We start from the raw sequence: 19,868 nt of genomic DNA on the forward strand, positions 1-19,868 counted from the left end.
ATACTCCCTTTCTCCTATTCCCGTTATGCACAAAAAACGTTTGTACCGTTCAACCAATCGCATGCTCGGGGGAGTATGCGCGGGTATCGCCGAATACGTGAACACGGATCCCACGCTCATCCGCTTGCTCTGGGTGGTGTTCACTTTCGTCAGCATGGGGGCGGGCATCCTTCTCTACTTGGCGGCCTGGATCATCATCCCCGAGAGAGGATAATGCATCCCCCCTCGATGGGGAATCACCGGGCTTTCTTTTATACCAATTCCCTGCATATACGTGCATGAAAGGGGTTGCCATCATCGAGGCTCGACGCATCACAAAAACTTACCAAATGGGTGACGTTCCCCTGAAAGTGCTTAAGGGAATTGATGCCGCCATCCTTCAAGGGGAATATGTGGCCATCATTGGGCCCTCCGGCTCAGGGAAAACTACGCTGCTCGACATCCTCTCCGGGTTGCTCCGCCCATCCTCCGGTGAGGTATTCATCCACCAAAATCCTATTTCGGGTATGGACGACAATGCCCTGGCCCTGGTCCGGGGTCGGACGATAGGGTTTGTTTTCCAGACCTTCAATCTTATCCCTCGTCTCACGGCCTTGGAAAATGTGATGCTCCCCCTCTGGTTCCAGGGCATGCCTTCCGCCGAGCGGGAGTCCCGAGCCCGAAGCGTATTGGGGGAGGTGGGGTTGGGAGATCGTTTGTTTCACACTCCCAATCAACTTTCGGGGGGTCAGCGTCAACGGGTGGCTATTGCCCGGGCCCTCGCGGGGAATCCGGATGTCATTGTCGCTGACGAGCCGACCGGCAATCTGGATTCCCTCTCGGGAGCCAATATTCTTTCCATTTTGGGTGCCCTTCACGCTAAAGGTAAAACCATAGTGGTGGTCACCCATGATAAGCAGGTCGCCCAGCGGGCATCCCGCATCATCCATATTAAAGATGGCCTCATCGTACAGCCTGAGACGGTGCGGAATAAGCTCCGTGCCCCCCGGAGGCCTTCCCGATGACCCGCTATCTCCTCGTGATTTTTCTCATCATTGGTTTAGGGGTTAGCGTCCAGGCCCAAGGCCTTACCATTTCCTCCTATAATATTGACCCCTCCCCCGTAATCCCTGGTCAGGTGTTCACGCTTTACGCATACGTATACAACAACTCCGGCGTCCCCGTATCAGACGCGCAGTTCACCCTCCAATTGGGCGAGGATGTTTTCGACACCCCCCACCCGTTTGCAATCGAACCAACTGATTCACTTTCCAAACCCCTGGGCACGCTCGTGCCCTACCAAACCATCCAGGTTCAATATCGTATCCGCGTGGCCCCGGATGCCCTGGATGGATTCTACACCCTCACCCTCCGCGCCTCATCCGCTTCCAATCCGGCAGGTGCCATCCTTCCTGTTTCCATACAAATTCTCGCGCGCAAGCCCATCGTAACCATCATTGATAGTATCCCTTCTTCCATCTCCCTCGGGGCGACGGCTAGTTTGACGCTCACACTCCGGAACACCGGTTCGTCTCCCGCACGCGATATCCTGGTGAGTCTCAAGGAGGATCGCACCGTCACGTCCGGGGGGGCTGTGGTGGAGCGCGATATCATCCCGCTGGGGGCGTCAACCACCTATCTGGCGACTCTGGATGTGGGGTCAACGGCCTCGCTTACTATCCCTATCTTGGTGAACCCATCCGCTTCCTCCAAACCTTATTTTGTTCCCGTCACGCTAGAATACTACGATGCCAACAAGACCCAATATTCCATTACCGACTACATCGGCCTGAAGGTCACCGGCGAACCTGATTTGGGGTTGTTGTTCGCGGAGGCCAATCCTCTCCTCTCCCCCGGCAACCCCTCGCGTATCGTATTGGACATCTTTAACAAAGGGCTTGGTCCCGCCAAATCCCTGACGGCCCAGGTGGACACGAATCTTCTCGAATTATCCACGACGCGTTTTTTCATCGGCACGATCGAATCCGATGATTTCGATTCCCTGACCCTGGAGGGAACGGTATCTCCATCCCTCGCGCCCGGCACGTATCCTTTGCCCATCACCTTCACCTTCAGGAACGAATTCGGCGACCCCTCTACGGTGACGGAAACCGTTTTCATTCAAGTATATCATCCCTCTCAAGTTCCTCAGACGAATGGATCAAGTGACTTTTTCGTCTGGCTAGTCCTCCTCGCTGTCGCGGCCGGGATCATCTGGTGGTTCCGCTTCCGGAAGTCTCCCATCAAAAAGTGATTTTCTTTACGATTTCCCATGAATCCATTCCTGGAGGTTCCCCATTATGCCTTGCGCAATCTCGCGCAGCAGGGTCTGCGCTCATACCTCACTCTTTTAGGCGTCGTCATAGGTATCGCCGCAATGGTCACGTTATTCTCTCTTGGCACCGGGTTGAATAAAGCGGCCGAAGAACAATTCGAGACATTGGGTTCCAATACCCTCTTTCTCACCCCCTCGGCTCGCTTCCAGCAGGGAGGAGGTCCCCTCACCAATTTCAAGACCCTCACACCATCATTCCGTTCCCGCATTGAAACCCTTTCCGAAGTGGAATCAACACTGGCCCCGGTCGCCGCGTCAGGCACCATTGTTTTTGGCCGCGAGAATATCGAGGGAAGTATCATCGCCACTACTTCCGAAGAAGCGGAGACGTTTGAGGAAACCGGTTTCGTTGAACTCGAGGCGGGTCGATCCTTCACCACCCGTGATACGTTCTCCGTAATCGTGGGCCATCGCATCGCGCATGACGTGTTCTCACGGGACATCCGCCTAGGTTCACGGATAACGATTGAAGGAAAATCATTTTCGGTCATCGGTATTACCAAGGAGAGTGCCCGCTCCTATGGAGGGGGCCCCAACACCAATAACACCCTTTTCATCACTAAGCAGGGTTTCTCCCATTTGTTCACGGAGACGGATTCCGTGTTCATGCTCATCAAGACCCACCGCCAGGAGGACGTACCCATCGTACAACGAAAAGTGGAGCGTCTTCTCGAGGATGAATGGGGAAGGGATCAAGGGTTTTATGTCGTGGCCACCCAGGAACAATTGTTGGGACAGATTTCCCAATTTTTGGGTCTCATTCAACTCGTTTTGGTGGGGATTGCCTCCATTTCTTTATTAGTCGGGGGGATAGGTATCATGAACACCATGATCATGGCGGTCTTGGAGCGTACCGCTGAGATTGGGGTGATGAAAGCCGTGGGGGCTACCAACGCTTTAGTTTTGTCCATCTTTCTCATGGAGGCCGGTTTCATTGGCGCCATCGGGGGCGCGCTCGGGGTGCTCCTGGGATATGCCCTGGCCTTCCTCGTGGGCCACATCTCCACCTCTTCAGGCCTCGCTCTCAACGTCGTTGCAGATCCATTACTCATGGCGGGGGCCATTCTTTTTGCCATGCTGGTGGGCATGCTTTCGGGGTTGATTCCCGCCCGACGGGCGGCTATGTTGGATCCAGTGATCGCTTTGCGGGGGGTGGAATGATGAATCCTCTCCGTGAGGTTCCCCATTACGCGTGGCGCAATCTCACGCATCAAGGGTTGCGTTCGTATCTCACTCTTTTGGGGGTGGTCATTGGTATTGCTTCTATTGTCACCCTGTTTGCCTTGGGGGCGGGGTTGAGCAATGCCGTGAACGAGCAATTTGAGCGCTTGGGGGCCAATACGATTTATGTCACGCCCTCCTCCCTTTTCCAGGGTTCTTCTCCCACCTCATTCACCAATGTGAAGGTTATCCCGCCTTCTCTCGTTGAAAAAATCCGTTCTCTTCCTGAAGTGTCATACGTCTTGCCCAATGTCTACTCCCTCGGCACGTTATCCGTGGGCCGTGAACAGGCGCAGGCCTACGTGCTCGCTATCTCCCCCTCGGATGCCCAGCTCTATGTGGATTCCGGTTTCATGGAGCTCCGCGAGGGCCGATTGTTCGATGACCGCGACGTATTTTCAGTGATTATAGGCAACGAGTATGTGGATCAGGATATTTTTACCAAGTCCATCCGTCTGGGTTCCCGCGTTTACATAGAGGGAAAATCCTTCACCGTCATTGGCATCACCAAACCCACCCAAGCCATCGCCGGTGACCCTGCGTCCGCCAATAATGCCTTGTTCATCCCCTCGAAAGGGTTTTCCCAACTGTTCGCCAACACGGATCCCCTTTTTCTCATCGTCAAGACCAACACGGTGGAGGATATTCCTCTTGCCAAGGAACGAATCGACCGTCTATTGGAAAAGGAATTCGGGCGTGACCAGAAAGTGTTCGAGGCCGCCACCTCCGAACAATTGCAGGCGCAAGTGGGGGATCTCGTGGCGGTGATCCAACTTGTTTTGGTGGGGATTGCCTCTATCTCTTTATTAGTCGGGGGAATAGGCATCGCCAACACCATGGTCATGAGTATTATGGAGCGGACAGAAGAAATAGGCGTGATGAAAGCGGTGGGCGCCACCAACACGCTCGTAATGTTTCTCTTCCTCCTCGAAGCCGGCTTCATCGGCCTCGTGGGGGGCATTATTGGTCTCGTCATTGGCTACACGTTGGCTTTCCTCATCCAGGTTATCGCCACCTCCTCCGGCTTCGCCCTCTTGATCCGGATAGATATTTTGGTCATCCTCGGGGCGCTCATTTTCGCAGTCGGCGTGGGAATGCTATCCGGTCTCCTCCCCGCCCGAAGAGCGGCGCTCATGGATCCCGTGGAGGCCCTGCGGGGGACGAAATGAAAAGGTTTTCCGTCCAATGGTTGCTTTATAATCGTTTTAGCCCGTGTTTGGATATCGGATTGTTCGAAAGGAAACGCTTCTTTCCTGTCAACCATTCCGTATCCCGGGGCGGTAGCTCAGCCTGGGAGAGCACCACGCTGAAGACGTGGGTGTCGCGAGTTCAAATCTCGCCCGCCCCATAAGATAAAATAGTTAATTGATTTCATTATGTTATGATTGAAATTTTCACAGCCTTGCCCATATCGATGATACTAAGTTTTCTCGCTGGTTCAATTTTTTTCCACCTAAAAAATGAGAAGGTGAAAGATGGTTTAGCCCGATCCATGTACTCATTAGGATATGGGGCTATATGGTCAATCATAAACTTTATTTTTATAATTAGTGTTCTACCAAATTTGTGGGATTCCATCAGCCCAGGAGATTTGTCTTTATTTGCAAGCCTTTTTGGTTTTATAATTTTATTAGGTTTACTTGTCACTAAAATTTTATTTGAATATGTAACTAAAATTCAATTTCTATTGGATTATTTCAAAAAAATTAACCAATGGTTTAGTAATAAATTAAAAAACTGGGCCAAACTGAATGGGGCAATTTTTAAAAAATATTCGCCTTGGATAAGTATTATACTGGGCGTATTTATTTTTTTTATTATTTTGATTAATTGGCCCAATCCAAACAATGTCTTATTATTTTTACCTTACATATTTTATGGAATTATATTAATAATTATATATTTAAAATTGGATTCAGGCTATGGTAAAAAGTGGGCTCTGTTATTTTTGTTGGTGTGGTTTGCAGCTACCTTGTTCTTATTACCAGGTTACGCAGGCGAACTTAATAAATCATTTTCCCATTTTAAAATAATTAATCATTCAGATGAAAAACTCGATTTTTCAGTGATTAACAAGAAAGAGGATACTGTTATTGTTACAAAAATTTTTGTTGAGTGCGCGCAAGATATTAGAAAAGTTTTAACGATTGAATGCGGTTTACCAGTTGAAATATTGTCCCATCAAGCAAAGAGGATAATCTGTGATGAAAATCAAACACCAAGAGATTGCAATTATACGCCATTCATAAATGACATCAATATCAATAAATATATTCCATAACTCATTTGTCCCGCATCTGCGGGAAGAAAATGACATCCCGTATCGTGGGTTGGTCGAGCAGGAGCATGATCATTCGGTCCACTCCAATTCCTAATCCCCCGGCGGGGGGCATGCCATATTCCATGGCGTGGAGGAAATCATCATCCACAGGCATCTCTTCTCCGCCGGCGCGGCCTTCTTCCGCCTGTTGCTCAAGTAATTCCCTTTGCGCAATGGGGTCATTCAGTTCCGAGTACGCGTTGCCCATTTCCCACCCATTGATGAAGCTCTCGAACCGTTCGATATATCCCTTTTCCGTTCGGTGTGGTTTGCATAAGGGGGTTGTCTCGAATGGATAATCAATGAGGTGCGTGGGTTGGATTAAATGCTTTTCCGCGACCGCCTCGAACAGCTCGTTGATGATCAATCCCCTCAAAGGGGGGTTTTCCATCTTTTTTCCCGTTTTGGCGATTATGGCAAGCATTTCCGGATCGGATAACGCATCCACATCCACGTCTCCATATTTCTTGATGGCCTTTTTCATGGGTAGCCGTTCCCATTTCCCTTTCAGATCATATTCCTTCCCTTGGTACGAAAAAGTGGTTGTTCCGTGTACCGCAATGCAGGCCTCCCTAAAAATATCTTCCGTCAGGGTCATCATCCCCGTATAGTCCCAGTACGCCGCATAGCATTCCATAGTCGTAAATTCCGGATTATGCGTTTTGTCGATATCTTCGTTCCTAAAGTTTTTGGTTATGGTATACACCTTTTCCATATTCCCAATGAGCAATTTTTTCAGTTGCAATTCAGGCGAGATGGACAGATAAAGGTCCTGGTCCAGCGCATTGGAATGCGTGATGAAAGGCTTGGCATTCGCCCCCCCGTAACTGCTTTGAAGGGTGGGGATTTCCACCTCCACAAACCCATTTTCATCCAGCACGCGCCGCATGGTTTGGATGATCTTGCTCCGCTCCAGGAATATTTTTTTCACTTCCGGGTTCATGAACAAATCAATATGGCGTTGCCGATAACGCGTTTCAATATCGCTGATCCCATGCCATTTATCCGGCATGGGAGCGATGCTCTTGCTCAGCAACGTCAATGATCCCGCCAGCACACTCAATTCCCCCCGCTGGGTGCGCACGATTTCCCCTTCCACCCCGATATAGTCCCCGGCGTCCAAGAGGGAGAGGATTTCCCAGGCCGTTTTAGGAGTCGTTTCCTGTTTCAGTTGTATCTGTATCTTTCCAGAATCATCATGGACATCCAAGAAGGCCAGTTTTCCAAATCCCCTGACACTCATGAGCTTTCCGGCCACTTTGGCTTTCTTTCCGGATGCTTCCCCCTCTTTCAAGTAGGCGTAGTCCGTCTGAATGGCCCGTGCCAGGTGGGTGCGTTCATACGCATACGGATAGGGGTTGATACCCTTCTCCCGCGCGGCCTTCAGCTTAGCTATTTTGCTTGCCCGCAATTCTTCATAAGTCGCCATAGAGATTTCTCCACGCGGGCGGGCTTAAAAAGAGAGGCTTGATTCACCAAAAAAATTTATATTTTGGGTCATGATTTCCTAACCCGTTTTCTCATACGTCCATCAGTTGAGTATCCGAGCCCTTGATTACGATGCCCTTGGGCGTGATCTCGAGCGGGTGCAGTTGTTCCGAGTGGTGGGTCGCTCTTAGCTTCCTAATATGGAGTGTCCTATTGGATTGCGTTCCCACTCCCAAGTAGTGCATGACAAACACTCCGTCCGCCACGAATTCTTCCACTCCGAATCGCGAGAACCCGGGTGCTCCTTCGTCCATTTCGCTCACCAATAAACTGGTGACGCCGGTGCGTTCCAGCATGTATGAGATCTTCAATATGGCCTTTCGCACATCGTTGGCGTTATCATAATTGAAACCCAGCGCCGGCAGGCTATCAATGACCAATCGTTTTGCTCCTATTCGCCGGGTGGTGCGCACGATCTCCAGCAACAGCTTGTCGAGGTCGAACCCCGTGGGCATGGCGAATTCTTCTTCGCTCGGCAAACCTATTTTGGCCACGGATCCATCAATGATTTCAAGGAGATGATCATCTTCTAGTTTGCGCAAATCCCATCCGAAGCTCAGCATGTCCTCGCGCAACAAATTAGGTCGCTCATCCAGTGTCACATAAACTCCGGGCTGGCGGAATTGGGTCGCTCCCGCATACACAAACTGGGTGCAGAAGATGCTCTTTCCTGTTCCCGTAGCCCCACTCACGAGGAAACTCCGCCCTTCCGGCAACCCCCCCTGGATGAGCGTATCCAACCCTTGGATCCCGGTGGGCACGCGGTTCATGCGTTATCCACCCTTTTTCGCATTAAAAGCCTGCGTTTTTTTATTGGGCCATGTTAGGGTGAAAGTGCCATTCATTCTTTGGCAAGCGATCCCCTGACCTGGTTTGTTTTTTTCCTTCCGCGTGGAAATCCCTACTTTCGTCCTCCGGAGGTCGTTATTTTGACCTGGCGATCTCCATTTATATTTAAACATACAGGTCCATGGTATCGGTATACTTGTTCCATCTATGGAGGTAATCATCATGTCCGAATCCGATACGGGACACCATGCGCATCATTCTGAGGCGCACCACGTCCATACCACGACGCACCATAAGCAGGATGTGTCCCCCTACATTCTCCCGGCCAGCATTCTACTGGCTTCCCTCATCGTGGCATGGGCTGTCATGTCCTCCGGCGCCGCGTTAGAAAACTCTCTTTCGGGTCTTATCACTCTTACCGGTGACTCAACGGGAAATGTGAATCCCCCCGCCCCGGACGCGGGTGACTTGGGCCCTCCCCGCTTGACGAATGAGACGATGACCGCACTCCTCGCGGATGCCCCCGCTTCGGATGGTTCTTCTTCGGCTGATATTGTGGTTATTGAGTATTCCGATTACCAATGTCCCTTCTGCCAACGCTGGTTTACCAGCACGAAGGGTCAATTTTTCTCCACGTTCGTGGATACGGGCATCGTGGAATTCGCCTATAAGGATTTTCCGTTAGCCAATATCCACCCCCAAGCTGAACCCATGGCGCGGGCCGCCCGGTGCGCGGGGGATCAAGGGAAATATTGGGAGATGCATGATGCCATGTTCACCAATCCCCTCCCCAGCGGGTCGGCGGTGTCAATGGAAACCATGCAACCCTGGATCGCGAGCGTGGGTTTGAATGAAACCCAGTTCGGCGCTTGCTTCAATGCCAACACCTATGCATCAGAGGTCCAGGCCAATTTCGCGGAGGGCCAATCCTTGGGTGTTTCTGGCACTCCCTCTTTCGTCATAGGATTGCGCGGCGAGCCCGGACAACTCATCGTGGGGGCGTGTCCCTTCGATGCGTTCCAGACGGCCATCAACGCTATCCGCGAGGGCAAGGATTGGCAGCAAATCCCCAATTCCTGCACCGTGGTCACCTCCTGAACCAGGTATGATATAATGAACCAGTCAGGGTGGGGCCATGCCCCCACCCTTCCCCTTTTTATTTTCTTTTCGAGTTGATCCATCACCATGAACCCAAAACCCTTCCTCTTATTCGCCCTTCTCTTCCTAATTCTCATCGCCGGCTGTACTGCCCCTCCGTATCAGACGCGGGATACTTCCTCGATTGAACCCTCATCCATTCGCACCTTCAATGTGCGCGCGGACGCGGAAATATGCACCCAGGACGGGAAGCCCATCATCCGCCTTTATTCCACCACGACCTGCCCCCACTGCCGTTGGATCAATTCTACCTTCAATGGGGTGATGGATGAATACATGAATGTCGGGAAGATTGTGGCCATGCATTGGGATGTAGATGCTCGGAATGACCAGTTCACCCCTGGTCTTGATGGGGCCGTGCCTCCCGAAGAAACCAAATTGTTCGAAAGCTTCAACCCCAATTTTTCAGTCCCAACATTCGTCTTCGGCTGCAAGTATTTTCGCGTGGGCAACGCGTATGAGACGCAGAACGATGTGGATGCGGAGGCCGCGGAGTTCAAGGCCGTGATCGAGCGGTTGTTGCAGGAAACCCAATTCCCCTGATGACCTTCAGAATTGGGCCATTCTTTATATTCTTCCCCACCCCAGATGCATTATGGACAATCCCAAAGTAACGATCTACACCACCCCCACCTGCATTTATTGCCGATTGACCAAAGAGTTCTTTAGGGAAAATCACATTACCTACACGGAAATCGATGTGGCGGCCAACGCCGAGGCCGCCCAGGATATGATTAAAAAATCAGGGCAGGCGGGTGTTCCCGTTATTGAGGTGGATGGTCATTTCATTGTGGGTTTCGACAAGCCCGCTCTCAAAAAAGCGTTGCAGCTCACCTAAATTTTTCTATTTTTTTTATTCAATCGGGCTTTTTAGAAAAAAGCCCGGGGAAAAAGGTGGATTCCTCGCCCTCAACCTTTTAGGAAAAGGTTGACCAAAATCGCAGCGGCCAGCCGAAACTGGCCGGCGACATTCGTCCCCATTGTTTGGCGAGCGATCACGCGAGCAGGTGACGTTTTCTATTTGTTGGATACCCCACCCTTTAGGGTGGGGAGGAAGTCACTTCAATATTTCTATTCGATACATTTCAAGGGGGGGTGTTGGCAGAATTCTTCAAGCATATCAATGAGCTGGGTGATGTCCTTCATTGAGGCCACGGAGTGCGTGGTGTGGATGTTTCGCACGGCTACCCCCAGCGCGGTCGCGGGAACGCCTCCTTTTGACAGGGAGATGGTAATAGCATCCGTGGTCCCGAAATTGCTCACCTCGAGCTGCAGGGGTATCTTTTTCTTTTTGGCTACTTCTTCAAAATAATCATTGAGGCACCGATTCCCGATGAGTTCATCATCCTTGATGGTGAGCACCGGTCCTTTTCCCGTTACTTTCGTGGGCTCATCGTTCGCGTCATTGGCATTGGACACGTCCACGGCCACCGCCAGTTCTGGGTCAATGGCGTACGCGGATACTTTCGCCCCGTATAACCCCACTTCCTCCTGGATGGTGAAGACTAAATACAGATCGTGGGTCGAGTGCTTCATCCTTTTGGCCACCTCGATTAAAGCGAAGCAGCCCACTCGGTCGTCCAATGCCTTTCCCGAGATGAAATCAGGGTTTCCCATTTCATGGTCGGTGCGTTCTAATCCCAGGTAATTTCCCACCTGCACCCCCGCGGCGAGCAATTGTTTCTTGCCCATTCCCGTATCAACAAAAATGTCATTGATCTCCGGTAGTTGAGTAGTCTCGTAATCGTTGTTTATTTCCTTCGTCGTAATAATCCCTTTCACGACCCCTTTTTTTCCATATAGGCTTACTGTCTGCCCCACCACATTCAGCGTGTTCACCCCGCCCAGGGCGCTCACGAAGATGCGTCCATTCTCCTCGATACGCTTGACGATTAACCCAATCTCATCCATATGGGCAGCAATCATGAGAGTGGGTTTTTTCCCTTTCTTGTGGCAGATCAGGTTGCCCAATTTGTCAATCCTCATCTCCTGCACGTGGGGTTTGATTGTTTTCATTATATATTCGCGCACGTACTGCTCATTTCCCGACGTGCCGTTCAGATCGATGAGTTCGTGCAGTATTTTGAAATCCGGTTTCCCCATATCAATCCCCTCTCATCCGGCCAGCCACTCTTTCAAGGATGCTCAACCCTTCCTGGATGTCCTGGTTTTTAACGGTGAGCGCCGGGGCCAGGCGAATTCCCGCGACCCCACAACCCAGAACAATCAATCCTTCCCTGAAACAGGCGTCCCGAAAGGCATTTCTCATTTTAACAGTGGGCAAATCGAACGCCTGCATCAATCCCAATCCCCTAGGATTTTGGATAACCCCAAATTTTCCCGCCATTCCTTCGATTCCCTTCTGGATGGTTTTACCTTGTTTGGCCACATTTCCCATCAACCGCTTTTTCTTAATCTCCCGGATAATCGCAGCTCCCATCGCCATATCAATAATGTGTCCCCCGCCCCAGGTGGAGGAGATGGCACTCCCTTCTGGCGGGAACATCTGCGTGTTGGCAATGGTAGCCCCCACCTGCAGCGCTTTGGCGCACGTCTGGATATCGGGTTCAACCCCATAATGCTGGTAAGCCCACCACCTTCCCGTGCGTCCCATTCCCGCTTGCACCTCGTCAACGATGAGGGGGATCCCATGCGTTTTGGTCGTCTTCCGAATGCTTTTCACCATTCCCTGAGGGGCCGGATAATACCCCCCCTCCCCTTGGACGCATTCCATGATCACAAAACCTATTTCGCTCGCGTCGAATTCCCGCCGCAGCATATCTTCGAGCGCGTCTCCCGCCGCTTCAGTAAAGGGCAACCGTCGCGCGGGAACCCTAAAATAATGTTTCACTTGAACGGCTCGCGAGTTGGTAAGACTCAGAGCACCGGTGGTCCGTCCATGCCAGCCGTTTTCGAAGGACACCCCTACTTTGGCTGCTGGATTCTTTCGCACCGCGATCTTGATGGCATTCTCATTGGCTTCCGCCCCTGAGTTGATGAGGAATGCCGCATTCAGCTTTTTGGGAACAATCCTCAGCAGTTCCTCGATGATATCCAAATGTTCTCTCACCGTGAAATCCTGCCCCCCAAATTTAATGGGGGCGCGTCCCGCGTATGTTTTCAGCACCCTCATCATGGTGGGATGATTATACCCCAGGGGGTTGGTCGCGATCTGGCTTCCGAAGTCAAGAAACCAGTTCCCGTCCAAATCCTCGAAATGGCTCCCACGTCCTTTCCCGGAATGCACGAAGGGATGGTCGATATTATACCCCCCATTCACTTTTTTCAATCGTTCCAGTATCCGTTTGGATAATGGCCCCGGCAATGCCGAGCGGATGCGCGCGTTCATCCTGGGAGGGCGGATTTCAACTATAAAAACACGCGACCCGAATCGTTTAAATGGGAGTTTACTCCTCTATTCGCCATGCCGGCTTCAACCCCCAACAAACGGAATGCTAATCATGCTGTTAACGCCGGCGTCCGAATAGGTAAACCCTTCCCCTGGAGCCGTCCCCGTGTGTACCAGTTGCCTTCAGGTGCGAAGCGTGTCGTAGCCGACTATGCCCGCCGGAGGAATAATGGGTTATCGGTGGATGCGCGCCGTCGCCACTTGACAGGGGTGGATTTGAAGGTATTGCGGGAATTGAAGGAAAATGAGGCCGCATTTATTGAAGGATTGGAGCTGGCCCGCGCCAGTATCGCCGGGCAACTGGCCATAGCTGCCAAAACAGATACCAATTTGTTTACATTCCTGCAATCTAAAAAGTACATCCTGGTGAACCGCCACGCGAAGGTAACAGGAACCAATTGGAAATCCTTTCTCGGGATGGGGCGCGATCGTATCGCGACGGCTGAGATTCGGTGGTTGATAAATAAATTGAAAAGTGATAAAGGAAAGAATGATTAGTCGATTCCCTGAGCCTTCTGCAGTTTCCCTGAATAATCCACATAGATGGTTTTGGTTTCAGAGAATTCGAGGATGCCTTCGATGCCGGCTTCGCGTGCGCCGTTTCCCGTCTGTTTGACCCCGCCAAATGGCAAGTGCACTTCGGCTCCAATGGTGGAGGCATTCACGTAGGTGATGCCCGCTTCGATAGTATCAATGGCATGGAAGGCATTCGCCACATCATTCGTATAGATGCTACTGCTCAGCCCATATTTGATGCCATTGCACACGCGGATGGCTTCTTCCAGGTTCTTCACAGAGATGAGGCAGGTGATGGGACCGAATATCTCTTCCTGCGCAATGATGGCGTTCGGCTTGACATGGGTGAACAAGGTGGGTTCGAAGAAAAATCCCTTTCCGCCCATTCGTTTTCCTCCCATCACTAACTTCCCTTCCTTTTTTCCTATGGCGCAGTACCGTTCGCATTTCGTTACCGCAGACCCATTGATGAGCGGCCCCACATCCGTCTTCTTGTCTGTTCCCTCCCCCACGTGTAATCGTTTCATCTTTTGCACAATGAGCCGTTCCAGTTCCCCCACAATTTTTTGGTGGGCAATGATGCGAGAGGCTGCCGTGCAGCGTTGTCCCGTGGTGCCGAACGCCCCCCAGATAATTCCTTCGGCGGCCAATTCCAAGTCCGCATCGTCCATGACGATAATGGCGTTCTTCCCCCCCAATTCCAATCCTATTTTTTTGATTCCGGCGTGTTGGGTGATCCATTTTCCTGTCTCTTGGCTTCCGGTGAATGATAGGCCCCGGATCCGGGGGTTTTCCACAATTTCCTTTCCCACATCCCCCGCGCTTCCCGTGACGAGATTCACCACCCCCTTGGGCACTCCGGCCTTTTCTATTATTTTAACCAGGTCGATGGCGCTTCGCGGGGTGTCGGAGGCGGGTTTGAACACGATCGTGTTTCCGCACACGAGCGCGGGCGCCAATTTCCAAGATGGGATGGCCATGGGGAAATTCCAGGGGGTAATGATTCCCACCACCCCCACGGGTTTACGCACGGTGGCCGCGAACTTATGCTTGAGTTCGCTCGGAGTGGTATGCCCATACAACCTTCTCCCTTCACCCCCCATGTATTCGAAGATGTCTATGCTTTCTTGTACATCCCCCCGTGATTCGGTCAATACTTTTCCCATCTCCTCGCTCATGCGCCGCGCGAGGACTTCTTTTTCTTTCTTCATCAATCGGGAGATTTCAAACAAGTATTCGGCCCGCTTGGGGGCCGGGGTGCTTGCCCATCCCGGTAAAGCGGATTCCGCGGCGTAGATAGCAGCCAGCACGTCTTTCTTTTGGCTCGCTTGAAATGTCCCAATGGGTTTTTCTGTGGCGGGGTTCAATGATGGGAATGGGCGCCCCTTAGTGGAAGCCACCCATTTTCCCCCGATGAAGTTTAGGTATGCCGGCATGCGGAGGGGAAACTGTTTCCCTATTTATACCCGCCTCACGTGCGTACCATGATTTCTTCCGAGAACGTGCGTTTGCCCGTGCTCTGGTTGTGCGCGGCGATGCGATAGTAATAGGTCTGGCTGGGGGAGATACCATAATCAGTCCACGCCTCGGCGTTGGCCGGGCGCACGTCCCATATCCTGAATTGTCCTTGGTTCAATGCTTCGATTCCCCGCCATATCTCGAAGCGTGATTCTGCGGTGGAATTGTCGTTCCACCCTAATGTAATGGACCATGGGATGTTCTGCGCGGTGACACGTAATCCATCCGGGGGATTCAATCCATTGGGGATGGGGGAGTTCTCTAAAATAGTTACCACAGCCCGGGAGGGGGAAGCTGTCGTATACCCGTTTCCAGGGAGGATGGTCAATTGCACCTGTTCCTGGTGTTCGACTAAATCCGTGAACCCCGATCCCACGGTGGCGGTGTCTTTGATGGGGGCGATGATGACATCTGCGGATTGAAATCCACTGGGGATGATAACATACCCGGTTTGGGGAACATAGTCAATGCCATCCCCATAATTATTGGCTGTGCCCGTCAAGGCGTAATCCACGCGTAATGGGGCCACGGTGCTTCCCCTTCGTACGACGGTGAATATTCCCACATTCGAGGAGATATTGCCGAACGCCCCTTCCTCACGCGTCACGTCATCCGTGGCGATAACCCCCACGCTATTCCCAGATGCGATGGCCGAGAGGTTGGCGGTGTTGGCCAATGACCCTAATGAGAATAGCAATGTGATCACCAGCAGGATCCCCAGGACGGCGCAGAAGAGCACGAGGGCATTGAAAAATAGGCTAGACTGATTCTTGGTGGGGTGGGAGTAGGATGGCATAGGCTCTTCACGCGCTTCATGGTTTTAAGGATACCATATCCCCACCCCCCTCAAGTTATGTGTTTTTTCCCCCATTGCGCCCTCCTTTATAAACAATAGGCCCAATTAAATAGTATGCTTGTCGATATATCGTCCATCAGTATGCTTGAGCTTCAGGTCCTCTGGCACCTTTTCACCAGGGAAGCGCATGGATATGCCCTCATCCAGGATCTTTCCAAACACCGTTCGTCCCCCCTGACCCCCGGGACATTGTACCCTCTCCTGGCCCGCTTCGAGAAGCAGGGCCTCATCGCCGTGACAGCAACCGGGGAGCGGGAGAAGAAGGTGTATGCTTTAACCCATGAGGGGAAAAACCTCCTCGACAAACTATCCCATGAGTTCATCGAGACATTTGATGGGATTTATACCAAGTATCATTGTACCGCGTGTGCGCATTTTTTGCATGATAAGGAAAGACTGGGCATCATGGAAGTTTCCCATAAGGTGGAGCATTAGCTATGTCTTCGAACACCCAAACAGTGGAGAGCAAAATAATTGAAGGGCGAGAGACGGCCAAAACATTAGTAGAATTGGATAGGGATGTTTTTGATCACGCGGATGAAGAGCGGCACATTTACAAGGCAAAACCAGGATTAAGCGAAGAGCTCGTGCGCGAAATTTCAAAGCAGAAAAACGAACCACAATGGGTGTTGGATATTAGACTAAAGGGCTTGCGTGCGTTTCAACAAACAGCTGTTCCAACTTGGGGTCCGGATTTATCGGCATTAAATTTTGATGAAATTATTTATTATGCCCGGCCTGATGCAAAAAGTGACAGTGAGAAATGGGATGAAGTTCCTGCCGATATTAAAAAAACATTTGATCGCCTGGGCATTCCGAAAGCCGAACAAAAATATCTGGCTGGCGCGGGGGCGCAATATGATTCAAATGTAGTTTACCACAACCTCCGTGAAGACTTGGCTAAAAAAGGAGTCATCTTCGAAGACATGGATGTAGCGCTGCAAAAATATCCCGAATTAGTCAAAAAATATTTCATGACGCGCTGCATCCCGGTCACCGACCATAAATTTATCATGCTCCATGCCGCGGTGTGGAGCGGGGGGAGTTTCATTTATGTTCCCAAGGGAGTGAAAGTCGATCTCCCCTTGCAGGCCTATTTCCGTATGAACGCTAAATCGGGTGGTCAGTTTGAACATACACTAATTATCGTTGAAGATGGGGCCGAGCTTCACTATATTGAAGGCTGTAGTGCCGCTTTATACTCTCCCAATTCCCTCCACGCGGGGTGTGTGGAAATCTATGTGGGAAAGAATGCCCGCATGCGGTATTCTTCCGTGGAGAACTGGTCCAAGAACACCTATAACCTCAACACCAAGCGCGCGGTCGTGGATGAGCATTCCCTCATGGAATGGGTTTCCGCCCAGACCGGGAGCGGGGTCACCATGCTCTACCCCTGCTCCATCCTCAAAGGGGCGGATGCCAAAGCCGATCATATTTCCATCGCGGTCGCTGGAAAAAATCAACACCAGGATACGGGCGCAAAGGTCTACCATCTCGCCCCCCGCACCACTTCCATCATCCGTGCCAAATCCATTTCCAAGGATGGGGGCATCAGCGCCTTCCGTGGTCATGTGAAGGTGAACAAAGAGGCTGTGGATGCCAAGGTTTCTGTGAAGTGCGACGCGTTACAGATGGACGACGCCTCAGTTTCCAACACCTTTCCCTATCTCAAAATCCTCACCAGCGAGGTCGATGTGGCGCACGAAGCCACGGTAGGGAGGATTGACGCCGACCATCTGTTCTACTTGATGTCCCGCGGCCTGGATGAGGAGCAGGCGATGCAGCTCCTCGTGGCGGGATTCATCGAGACGATTGTGAAGGAGCTTCCTCTCGAGTATGCGGTGGAGCTAAATCGTCTCATCGCTTTGGAGATGGAATCCCATTAGGAGACATGATCATGACTTCTTTCTCCATGCGTCAGCAGCAGGCCGCCAATGGTTTTTCCGCGCTCCCTTATCCCACTTTCACATATGGTTTGGACATTCGTTCCACTCTAGCGTTGCCGGTGGAAACCCATATGCGTGCTTCTTCTATCCCGCAAGAACCTTTGTTACATCCCCTTCCCGATGGAGCAATCTTTTGTGACCTCCCCACCGCGATGCACACCCATTCCCACATCATCGAGCCCTACCTCGGCTCTCTGTTATCTTCCCAAAATAAATTCGAGGCCTTCCACTTATCGATGATCAAAAATGGTTTTTTCCTCTACCTCCCCCCGCATGTGCAGGTGAAAGAACCCATCCTCATCCCCTCACTCCCGGACGCGGTGTCGCATCTTTTCATCTATGCCTCCCCCCATTCATCCGCCACTATTTTCCACCCCGAAAATGATGATGGCCAAAAATCTTTCCGGAGTTCAGCCGTGGAAATGGTCGCTGAGGAAGGGGCGCGTATCCATTATTCATCCCTCCAGGATTTTTCGGGGGTCGATCATCGTTTTTCTTTCAAACGGGCCCGCATAGGAAAGGATGCCAGCGTGGATTGGCATTGGGCCGAATTCGGTTCCGCCTTCACCAAACTGGATGTCATATCTTTTCTGGAAGGGGCGAACGCCTCCACCCAAAACATCGGTGTCTTCGTGGAGAAGGGCTCCCAATCCATGGATATTGATGCCCGCGCCTACCACCGCGCCCCCCACACCCACAGCCACCTCCTGGCCCGGGGGGTTTTGGATGATTATTCCAAGAACGTCTACAAGGGTCTCCTCAATATGCGTCCGGAAGCCCGCGGGGCGGTAGGGAATCAGAGGGTGGATGTCCTTCTCCTTTCCCCCCATGCGGAAGCCGATCCCGTTCCCGCGCTCGAAATAGAGGGGAGTGATGTGCGTTGCTCTCATGCCGCCACGGTGGGTCGCCTGGACAAGGAGCGTCTCTTCTACCTCGCCTCCCGCGGCCTGGACGAGGATGCGGCCCGTGCTCTTTACATCCGGGGTTTTCTAGAACATATTTTATCTCAATTCCCACACACTTTTTTCCATGCCGATTGCCAGCATATCATCGATTCCCGTCTCCACTTGCATCATCCCGCTCCTATTTCCCCAGAGGTCGTGGCATGATCTCCCCTAAGATTAGGGACCAATTCCCTATTCTCCAGAGAAGGATTCGGGATAACAAACCCCTGGTCTACCTAGACAATGCGGCCACCACCCAAAAACCGCGCGTGGTTATCGATGCCATGTCTGATTTCTACCTCCACCACAACGCCAATGTCCACCGTGGCATTCATCAACTCTCGGAGGAGGCTTCCATCCGCTATGAGGAAGCGCATCAGCACGTTGCCCATTTCATCAATGCCCCCCGCATGGAAAATATTGTTTTTACCCGAGGCACCACGGATTCGCTCAACATGCTCGCTCGCATGCTTTCTTCCCAAGTCAAACGCGGAGACTCCATCGTCGTATCTGGGTTGGAACACCATTCCAATCTCATCCCCTGGCAGCAGCTTGCGCGCGCTAAAAAGGCGAAACTCCGCATACTACCCATCGACAAAAAGGATGGCACGCTCGATGAATCCGCATTTTCCCAATTAATCGATGACACAACCAAAATCGTTTCCATCGCTCATGCGTCCAATCTTTTGGGTACAATTCTTCCCATCCAAAAAATAACTCAACGCGCCCATGACGTGGGGGCCTATGTCTCCCTTGATGCGGCCCAGAGCGTGGGCCATTTTCCCGTGGATGTTCATGCATTAGGGGTCGATTTCGCCTCTTTCTCATCCCACAAGATGTATGGTCCCACGGGAATTGGCGTGCTCTATGGCCAAAAGGAGCACCTGGAAACCCTTCCCCCCGTGTCATTCGGTGGGGAAATGGTGCGCGAGGTCACTTATGAAACCGCGACCTGGAATAATCTTCCTTGGCGCTTCGAGGCCGGCACGCCTCCCATTGCGGAGGCCATTGGTCTGGACGCGGCCGTGCAATTCCTATCCGATATTGGCATGGCCCCAATTCGTTCTCATGAAAAGGAGTTGGTGAAAACCCTCCTCGATGACTTGGCACAGATTCCAACCATCCAAACCTATGGACCATCTTCCTCCAAGCGGGTGGGGTTAGTGGCTTTCAACGTCGATGGGGTGCATCCTCATGACCTGGCCTCCCTCTTGGACCACGATGGCATTGCCGTGCGCGCAGGTCACCATTGCGCTATGCCCCTCACCCGCGCCTTAGGTTTGTCATCCTCCGTCCGGGCGAGTCTGGGACTCTATTCCCAATCTTCCGATGTCGCTGCGCTCGTGCGCGGAGTGAAAAAAGCCCAAGGGATTTTCGCGAGGGGATGAA

Annotated in this window: 20 protein-coding genes and 1 tRNA gene; 15 read left to right on the forward strand and 6 right to left on the reverse strand. The window is 51.8% G+C overall.

Annotation, left to right across the window (positions count from 1 at the left end; genetic code table 11):
* Positions 1-25: 25 nt before the first annotated feature.
* The 7 genes from Q8P05_00120 to Q8P05_00150 all read left to right on the forward strand — a co-directional run bounded on the left by Q8P05_00120 (position 26) and on the right by Q8P05_00150 (position 5,816).
* On the forward strand, positions 26-214 hold the full coding sequence (locus tag Q8P05_00120) for a PspC domain-containing protein (GenBank protein MDP2665897.1): 189 nt from the start codon (positions 26-28) through the stop codon (positions 212-214).
* 64 nt (positions 215-278) lie between these two features.
* Positions 279-1,004: an ABC transporter ATP-binding protein gene (locus Q8P05_00125; GenBank protein ID MDP2665898.1), complete on the forward strand. Its 726-nt coding sequence runs from the start codon at positions 279-281 to the stop codon at positions 1,002-1,004.
* A complete protein-coding gene (locus Q8P05_00130) occupies positions 1,001-2,233 on the forward strand; it encodes a hypothetical protein (protein ID MDP2665899.1) in 1,233 nt (410 codons plus the stop codon). Before Q8P05_00125 ends, Q8P05_00130 begins: the two co-directional genes overlap by 4 nt.
* 18 nt (positions 2,234-2,251) lie before the next feature.
* A complete protein-coding gene (locus Q8P05_00135; protein MDP2665900.1) occupies positions 2,252-3,475 on the forward strand; it encodes an ABC transporter permease in 1,224 nt (407 codons plus the stop codon).
* On the forward strand, positions 3,475-4,704 hold the full coding sequence (locus Q8P05_00140; GenBank protein ID MDP2665901.1) for an ABC transporter permease: 1,230 nt from the start codon (positions 3,475-3,477) through the stop codon (positions 4,702-4,704). The genes Q8P05_00135 and Q8P05_00140 overlap by 1 nt, the downstream gene beginning before the upstream one ends.
* Before the next feature lie 105 nt (positions 4,705-4,809).
* Positions 4,810-4,883, forward strand: a tRNA-Phe gene (locus Q8P05_00145).
* Between the two features lie 33 nt (positions 4,884-4,916).
* Complete coding sequence (locus Q8P05_00150; protein MDP2665902.1) at positions 4,917-5,816, forward strand: hypothetical protein; 900 nt, start codon at positions 4,917-4,919, stop codon at positions 5,814-5,816.
* A 1-nt stretch (position 5,817) separates the two neighbouring features.
* Here Q8P05_00150 and lysS read toward each other — a convergent pair whose 3' ends face one another.
* Together lysS and Q8P05_00160 are read right to left on the reverse strand one after the other, a co-directional pair.
* Positions 5,818-7,284, reverse strand: a complete 1,467-nt coding sequence (lysS, locus tag Q8P05_00155) for a lysine--tRNA ligase (protein MDP2665903.1) — start codon at positions 7,282-7,284, stop codon at positions 5,818-5,820.
* Between the two features lie 91 nt (positions 7,285-7,375).
* On the reverse strand, positions 7,376-8,113 hold the full coding sequence (locus tag Q8P05_00160) for an ATPase domain-containing protein (protein MDP2665904.1): 738 nt from the start codon (positions 8,111-8,113) through the stop codon (positions 7,376-7,378).
* Between the two features lie 241 nt (positions 8,114-8,354).
* Between Q8P05_00160 and Q8P05_00165 the strand changes: the two genes are divergently transcribed.
* From Q8P05_00165 to Q8P05_00175, 3 genes are all read left to right on the forward strand, one after another.
* Entirely contained in the window at positions 8,355-9,230 is an 876-nt protein-coding gene (locus Q8P05_00165) for a thioredoxin domain-containing protein (GenBank protein MDP2665905.1), read from the forward strand.
* Positions 9,231-9,317: 87 nt separating this feature from the next.
* Positions 9,318-9,833: a hypothetical protein gene (locus Q8P05_00170; GenBank protein ID MDP2665906.1), complete on the forward strand. Its 516-nt coding sequence runs from the start codon at positions 9,318-9,320 to the stop codon at positions 9,831-9,833.
* A gap of 52 nt (positions 9,834-9,885) precedes the next feature.
* On the forward strand, positions 9,886-10,128 hold the full coding sequence (locus tag Q8P05_00175) for a glutaredoxin family protein (GenBank protein MDP2665907.1): 243 nt from the start codon (positions 9,886-9,888) through the stop codon (positions 10,126-10,128).
* Positions 10,129-10,361: 233 nt separating this feature from the next.
* Here Q8P05_00175 and Q8P05_00180 read toward each other — a convergent pair whose 3' ends face one another.
* Positions 10,362-11,393, reverse strand: a complete 1,032-nt coding sequence (locus tag Q8P05_00180; protein ID MDP2665908.1) for a M42 family metallopeptidase — start codon at positions 11,391-11,393, stop codon at positions 10,362-10,364.
* A 1-nt stretch (position 11,394) separates the two neighbouring features.
* On the reverse strand, positions 11,395-12,639 hold the full coding sequence (locus tag Q8P05_00185; protein MDP2665909.1) for an aminotransferase class III-fold pyridoxal phosphate-dependent enzyme: 1,245 nt from the start codon (positions 12,637-12,639) through the stop codon (positions 11,395-11,397).
* Between the two features lie 75 nt (positions 12,640-12,714).
* Between Q8P05_00185 and Q8P05_00190 the strand changes: the two genes are divergently transcribed.
* Entirely contained in the window at positions 12,715-13,197 is a 483-nt protein-coding gene (locus Q8P05_00190; protein ID MDP2665910.1) for a hypothetical protein, read from the forward strand.
* On the opposite strand, the gene Q8P05_00195 is transcribed toward Q8P05_00190, so the two are convergent.
* Both Q8P05_00195 and Q8P05_00200 read right to left on the reverse strand, forming a co-directional pair.
* Positions 13,194-14,651: an aldehyde dehydrogenase family protein gene (locus Q8P05_00195; protein ID MDP2665911.1), complete on the reverse strand. Its 1,458-nt coding sequence runs from the start codon at positions 14,649-14,651 to the stop codon at positions 13,194-13,196. The two genes, Q8P05_00190 and Q8P05_00195, sit on opposite strands and share 4 nt — an antisense overlap.
* A 35-nt stretch (positions 14,652-14,686) precedes the next feature.
* Positions 14,687-15,529 (reverse strand): hypothetical protein, encoded by an 843-nt coding sequence (locus Q8P05_00200; GenBank protein ID MDP2665912.1) that lies wholly within the window; start codon positions 15,527-15,529, stop codon positions 14,687-14,689.
* Positions 15,530-15,643: 114 nt separating this feature from the next.
* Between Q8P05_00200 and Q8P05_00205 the strand changes: the two genes are divergently transcribed.
* From Q8P05_00205 to Q8P05_00220, 4 genes are read left to right on the forward strand one after another with little or no spacing between them, the layout of a single operon-like run.
* The gene (locus Q8P05_00205; protein MDP2665913.1) at positions 15,644-16,024 is read left to right on the forward strand and encodes a PadR family transcriptional regulator; all 381 of its coding nucleotides are present in this window, start codon (positions 15,644-15,646) and stop codon (positions 16,022-16,024) included.
* Between the two features lie 2 nt (positions 16,025-16,026).
* Entirely contained in the window at positions 16,027-17,475 is a 1,449-nt protein-coding gene (sufB, locus tag Q8P05_00210) for a Fe-S cluster assembly protein SufB (protein MDP2665914.1), read from the forward strand.
* Between the two features lie 11 nt (positions 17,476-17,486).
* The gene (locus tag Q8P05_00215; protein MDP2665915.1) at positions 17,487-18,644 is read left to right on the forward strand and encodes a SufD family Fe-S cluster assembly protein; all 1,158 of its coding nucleotides are present in this window, start codon (positions 17,487-17,489) and stop codon (positions 18,642-18,644) included.
* Positions 18,641-19,867, forward strand: coding sequence for a SufS family cysteine desulfurase (locus Q8P05_00220; GenBank protein MDP2665916.1), 1,227 nt, complete (start codon positions 18,641-18,643; stop codon positions 19,865-19,867). The genes Q8P05_00215 and Q8P05_00220 overlap by 4 nt, the downstream gene beginning before the upstream one ends.
* The last annotated feature ends 1 nt before the right edge of the window (position 19,868 follow it).

Source organism: Candidatus Diapherotrites archaeon (assembly GCA_030688545.1).
Classification (GTDB): Archaea; Iainarchaeota; Iainarchaeia; order Iainarchaeales; family VGJJ01; genus VGJJ01.

What these genes read in the sequence shown, in the direction of transcription:
- Q8P05_00120 (MDP2665897.1), top strand. Translation starts at nt 26, where the DNA reads ATGCACAAAAAACGTTTGTACCGTTCAACCAATCGCATGCTCGGGGGA.
- Q8P05_00125 (MDP2665898.1), top strand. Translation starts at nt 279, where the DNA reads ATGAAAGGGGTTGCCATCATCGAGGCTCGACGCATCACAAAAACTTAC.
- Q8P05_00130 (MDP2665899.1), top strand. Translation starts at nt 1,001, where the DNA reads ATGACCCGCTATCTCCTCGTGATTTTTCTCATCATTGGTTTAGGGGTT.
- Q8P05_00135 (MDP2665900.1), top strand. Translation starts at nt 2,252, where the DNA reads ATGAATCCATTCCTGGAGGTTCCCCATTATGCCTTGCGCAATCTCGCG.
- Q8P05_00140 (MDP2665901.1), top strand. Translation starts at nt 3,475, where the DNA reads ATGAATCCTCTCCGTGAGGTTCCCCATTACGCGTGGCGCAATCTCACG.
- Q8P05_00150 (MDP2665902.1), top strand. Translation starts at nt 4,917, where the DNA reads ATGATTGAAATTTTCACAGCCTTGCCCATATCGATGATACTAAGTTTT.
- lysS (MDP2665903.1), bottom strand. Translation starts at nt 7,284, where the DNA reads ATGGCGACTTATGAAGAATTGCGGGCAAGCAAAATAGCTAAGCTGAAG.
- Q8P05_00160 (MDP2665904.1), bottom strand. Translation starts at nt 8,113, where the DNA reads ATGAACCGCGTGCCCACCGGGATCCAAGGGTTGGATACGCTCATCCAG.
- Q8P05_00165 (MDP2665905.1), top strand. Translation starts at nt 8,355, where the DNA reads ATGTCCGAATCCGATACGGGACACCATGCGCATCATTCTGAGGCGCAC.
- Q8P05_00170 (MDP2665906.1), top strand. Translation starts at nt 9,318, where the DNA reads ATGAACCCAAAACCCTTCCTCTTATTCGCCCTTCTCTTCCTAATTCTC.
- Q8P05_00175 (MDP2665907.1), top strand. Translation starts at nt 9,886, where the DNA reads ATGGACAATCCCAAAGTAACGATCTACACCACCCCCACCTGCATTTAT.
- Q8P05_00180 (MDP2665908.1), bottom strand. Translation starts at nt 11,393, where the DNA reads ATGGGGAAACCGGATTTCAAAATACTGCACGAACTCATCGATCTGAAC.
- Q8P05_00185 (MDP2665909.1), bottom strand. Translation starts at nt 12,639, where the DNA reads ATGAACGCGCGCATCCGCTCGGCATTGCCGGGGCCATTATCCAAACGG.
- Q8P05_00190 (MDP2665910.1), top strand. Translation starts at nt 12,715, where the DNA reads ATGCCGGCTTCAACCCCCAACAAACGGAATGCTAATCATGCTGTTAAC.
- Q8P05_00195 (MDP2665911.1), bottom strand. Translation starts at nt 14,651, where the DNA reads ATGCCGGCATACCTAAACTTCATCGGGGGAAAATGGGTGGCTTCCACT.
- Q8P05_00200 (MDP2665912.1), bottom strand. Translation starts at nt 15,529, where the DNA reads ATGCCATCCTACTCCCACCCCACCAAGAATCAGTCTAGCCTATTTTTC.
- Q8P05_00205 (MDP2665913.1), top strand. Translation starts at nt 15,644, where the DNA reads ATGCTTGTCGATATATCGTCCATCAGTATGCTTGAGCTTCAGGTCCTC.
- sufB (MDP2665914.1), top strand. Translation starts at nt 16,027, where the DNA reads ATGTCTTCGAACACCCAAACAGTGGAGAGCAAAATAATTGAAGGGCGA.
- Q8P05_00215 (MDP2665915.1), top strand. Translation starts at nt 17,487, where the DNA reads ATGACTTCTTTCTCCATGCGTCAGCAGCAGGCCGCCAATGGTTTTTCC.
- Q8P05_00220 (MDP2665916.1), top strand. Translation starts at nt 18,641, where the DNA reads ATGATCTCCCCTAAGATTAGGGACCAATTCCCTATTCTCCAGAGAAGG.